4 protein-coding genes are annotated in these 3,335 nt (G+C 61.6%); all 4 read left to right on the forward strand.

The features are described from left to right. Positions 1–270 precede the first annotated feature (270 nt). The 4 genes from ABD002_RS19550 (at position 271) to ABD002_RS19565 (ending at position 2,828) form a co-directional block, all read left to right on the forward strand. Positions 271–600 (forward strand): helix-turn-helix domain-containing protein, encoded by a 330-nt coding sequence (locus ABD002_RS19550; protein ID WP_343794294.1) that lies wholly within the window; start codon positions 271–273, stop codon positions 598–600. Between the two features lie 76 nt (positions 601–676). After that, a complete protein-coding gene (locus ABD002_RS19555; RefSeq protein WP_343794296.1) occupies positions 677–1,327 on the forward strand; it encodes a nucleotide-binding protein in 651 nt (216 codons plus the stop codon). A gap of 4 nt (positions 1,328–1,331) precedes the next feature. Next, positions 1,332–1,574: a hypothetical protein gene (locus ABD002_RS19560; RefSeq protein WP_343794298.1), complete on the forward strand. Its 243-nt coding sequence runs from the start codon at positions 1,332–1,334 to the stop codon at positions 1,572–1,574. A 33-nt stretch (positions 1,575–1,607) separates the two neighbouring features. Further along, positions 1,608–2,828 carry a replication protein RepA gene (locus tag ABD002_RS19565; protein WP_343794300.1) on the forward strand — a complete coding sequence of 407 codons (1,221 nt, stop codon included), beginning with the start codon at positions 1,608–1,610 and terminating at the stop codon, positions 2,826–2,828. Positions 2,829–3,335 lie beyond the last annotated feature (507 nt).

A 3,335-nucleotide genomic window follows, 5' to 3' on the forward strand; every position in this document is an offset into this window, starting at 1 on the left:
AATGCCACAAAGCTCCTGAGCAGCGGCAGCCACCGGCCAAGTGCATACAGCAAGAAGAACAAGCGCCCAATTCAGTACGCGGATTTGGTGGCCCTGCATGCGTATCCCCTCATCGATCTCGGTGAGCATTGCCGATCTCCCTTCTTCGTACCGTGCAGCAGTCCATACCGTACCCCTTCGGTCGAGCCTACCACGGGGCAAGTCATATGAGCCTTTTGCATATGAGCAAAGCGCATCTAGCGTCCCGGCCGTCTTCGCGTCGGCCCGGCGATGCCCAAATCCATCCATTCCGATCCTTATCGGACCTTGCTCGACCTGTTACGCCAGATGCGCGTCCGTCGGGGCGTGCGCCAGGAAGACCTGGTCGATCCGCTCGGGATGGATCAATCGACCATCAGCCGTATCGAACAAGGCGAGCGCCGGATCGATGTCGTCGAGTTGCGCGCCTACTGCGGCGCCATCGGCTGGACGCTCCGTCAATGCGTCGATCAATGGGAGCGCGCGCTGCTCCACACAGCCCCCCACCGCGCGTCGCCGCTCAGCACCCGTGCGGAAACGCCGCCCCTAGAAGGCAGGCGAACGAGAACTCGGCAGGGTTAATCCCGTCAGTCCATCATGGCATGCTAGCCGAGTTTACGGCTGGCATACTTGCATGTATGCATGCTAGCATGCTGGCATGACTACAATCATTGCGGTGGTTTCTCAGAAGGGCGGTGCTGGCAAATCGACGATTGCGCGACTGCTGGCGGTTGAAGGCGCGAACCGCGAGCAGCGGGTAAAGATCGCCGATCTTGATCTACTGCAAGGGACGGCGACGAACTGGAACATGCGTCGGCAGCGCGCCGGGCGAACGCCGGCGATCGATGTTCAGACGTTCGGGGCCGTGGACCAGGCCATCCGCGATCGCAGCGGGTTCGACCTGATCGTGATCGACGGTGCGCCTCATGCATCGACACAGACCGCCCAAGCCGCAAAGTCGGCCGGATTGACCGTGATCCCCACGAAATCAACCTTGGACGACCTTACCGCCGCGCTCGGCTTGGCGCGGGAGCTGGTGGCCAAGGGAGTGGCGAAGCCGACACGCGTGTTGTTCGTGCTGAATCAAACGACCGACAGCGGTGCCGAAGTGGGCGAGGCTAGGCAATGGCTTTTGGAAGGCGGCTTCCCTGTGACGGAGGCGCACATTCCGCTGAAAACTGGCTATAGCCGTGCGCTCGATGCCGGTGATGGGCTGAACGAAGCAAAGCATCCATCGTTGCAGGGCCGTGCGCGTGTCGTCGCGGGCGAAATTTTCGACTATCTCGATGCACTGAAAGGCGAGGGCTAAACCCATGGTTCAAGTTCCGAAAACATTTCATGCGATGAAGCCCGTCGCCAACCGCAAAGGTTCGCCCGATGACGTACCGACATTGGCGACGCTCCATCGTGAGCCGAGTACGAAGAAGGTGCCAATACAGATCAAGCTAACGGCCGAGCTGGCGCGGGAGTTCCGCGTTTTCTGTGCAGCCCGCGACTTGGATATGTCGGCGGCGTTCATGCTGATGTTCGATGAGTACCGCAAGGCTCGCGGCTAGCATGCTTGCATGCTAGCCGTAAAGGCGGCAGGCATGCTGACGACGAACGGCGGAGCGGACCAGATGGCGAAGAAAATAGACGGCGCGAAAGGGCAGAGCCGGGGGAATGAGGCAGCCCAACCCTTAGCGTTTCCGCCGATTCTTAGCCGGGACATGGCTGATTTTCTGACGCCCGGCGTCATGGTTGAAGTTACTCGCGAGGAAGCAGAACTGCTTGGGGTGATCGAGGAAACTGCCCTCAGCGAGAAGGATGCGTGGGAGTCACAGGACGTGCCGGATTGGGCATTGCCTGGCGGCGGGGATGCGCAGCGTACCGAGGGCGCGCCGGCGAAACCCAAGGCCCCACGGAAGAAGCGCGAGCCGAGCGCCCTTACGGCGCGCACGGGGGCATTGTTGGAACGATCCATCGAAATCGCCGGCGCAGGGCCAGAAGGCGATGACATTGGCTTCATGCACTCGATCCTTTGTCAGATCGGATTGCCGCGATCAGCCGTGAAGGGCCGGGAGTTCGAGCGGCGCAGCGGCGGCGCTGCCTTGGTCGTGACCGCAGGACGGTTATGGAACGGGCGCGAGCTGGTGCAGCAGCCTGTTCCCTACGGCCCTATTCCCCGCTTGGCGTTGTCCTACATGACGACCTATGCCGTGCGGCACCAAACGCAAGAAATCCCATTCGGCGACAGCGTGAACGATGCGCTGCGGATGCTTGGCATCGAGAAAGGTGGACAGTCCTACCGCATGTTTCGCAAGCAGGTATCGGCGCTCGCTGCGTGCTCGCTTACGCTCGGTTTCAATGCCGGCGGCCGGGCATACACCTACGACGGAAAACCCGTTCGGCAGTTTGAGGCGTGGCTTGCGGATGCAGAAGGCCAGCGGACGCTATGGCCATCGTTCGTCACCTTGGGCACGGACTTCTACGAAACGTTGCGGAAGAACCCCATACCGCACGACGTGCGGGCATTGTGGGCGCTGCGGGGCTCCGCACTGGCGATGGATGCCTACCTATGGCTGGCGGCGCGGCTGTGGCGCATTCAAGGTAAGCCGATGTTGTTGCATTGGCACCAAGTGAAAGCCCAGTTCGGCCAGGAATACCGAGGTAAGAATGGTGCCGCGGACTTCAAGAAAACATTCAAACAGGCACTGCGCCAGGTGCTGGTGGTGTATCCGAAGGCCAAGGTCGATGTAATCGACGGAGGCTTATTGCTCCATCGTTCCCCCCCGGCGGTGGGCTTCCGTTCGCCGCCGGCGTTGCGCTGATCGAAAGCACAGTCGCTTGTGCAGAAGCCTGTGGGTTTACGCAGTTATCCAGTGATGATCGCCCCCCCCCGGCGGTGATGATCGCCCCCCCCCTAAGAGGGCAAAATCGGTGATGATCGCCCCCCCCCTAAATCCTATAGCTCTTTTCCTGTACCTCTTTGCTTGTAGTTGGTGCCGCGTTTCTGTGGATAACTTTGCAACGAAACGCCGTGACCCCAACAGCGCCTACCCTTCGGCCTCCTGCCTGCGCCCCGTCGGCTACGCCGCCGGCCTGGGCTGGGCATCCCTGCCCAGCAGAAGCGGTGAAGCCAATCGGCCAGGAGCGCTCTGACGACGCTCCGCGTCGAACGGCAGGGCCGCGCTGCCGCCCCACGGCAGAGAGTCGCAACGAATGCATCCTGGCAACGGGACCACGGCCAGCAAAGCCAACAGCGTTCGGCAGAGTGCCCATGGAGTCTCACGCCTCCGTGAGACGCGATCGGTGCACCCCTGCCAACGCGCCAGGCC

The organism is Dokdonella soli (genome assembly GCF_039523175.1).
GTDB lineage: Bacteria > Pseudomonadota > Gammaproteobacteria > Xanthomonadales > Rhodanobacteraceae > Dokdonella_A > Dokdonella_A soli.